The following is an 828-nucleotide window of genomic DNA, read 5'->3' as shown; positions in this document are numbered from 1 at the left end:
CTCCACTCATTACAAGGATGGAACCAGTGTGGTCCGGTCTCAGATCAGGGGATAGGTGTCGATTCGCTAGCGCTTACCCTGCGGTGAGAGCCCAGGGGGTTTTTTATGGCACGAGCAAAAATGAGAACGCTCAATAACACTCAGTCTGGGTCGTGTGCCATACTCTAAGCAGCTGTTCAGAAAGGTTTTAAGCTTGGTTGGTGTGCTGGTGTTATCGTGCGGTCAACGATATGGCGTTATCGTGCCGGCACACTAATCTCTGTTGAGCGTCATAGGGAGAGTTTTGTGGAGTTCATAAGCAACAAGGAAGTAGTTGAGCTTTCAAATTCTGGGGTCACATCTCGTCAATTGATCTTTCCCGAGAATTCGCGCTCAGAGCGGGTAACGGTGACTCATGCCACGGTAAATGTGGGCGCAGTAAATCCGGTTCACTCTCACCCTTCATCTGAGCAAATTTGGATAGTTGTTGCCGGAAGTGGGGAGCTTATCCTCGCGGAAGAGCAACGGCTTCAAATCTCTGAAGGCGATGTGGTCCGGTTTGAAGATGGAGAGCAGCATGGGTTTGAAAATACAGGCGATGCTCCATTCAGCTACATCTCGGTGACTTCGCCACCTACGAACTTTCGTGGTTTCTATAACAAGGAATGCCCGTAGTGTCTGCGGAAATGACGCCCAACAAGTCGGTCAACCGGACGCCAAAAGCGTGCCGCTTTTGGTCCCCTCCGCTTGCGCTCCGGCGCCGGTTACCTCTGCGTTGAGGCTGTAGAAAAACCCCCGATTTGCTAGGCTGGCACTGAGCAACAAGGAGCTGTTCGCATGCCCCGATTC

Annotated in this window: 1 protein-coding gene; it reads left to right on the top strand. The window is 51.9% G+C overall.

What is annotated here, in order from left to right:
- Positions 1-285 precede the first annotated feature (285 nt).
- A complete protein-coding gene (locus AC1RQI_RS16955; RefSeq protein WP_481905790.1) occupies positions 286-654 on the top strand; it encodes a cupin domain-containing protein in 369 nt (122 codons plus the stop codon).
- The last annotated feature ends 174 nt before the right edge of the window (positions 655-828 follow it).

This window comes from Salicola sp. AFF1 (assembly GCF_056783195.1).
This window is presented reverse-complemented; position numbering and strand designations above follow the sequence as displayed.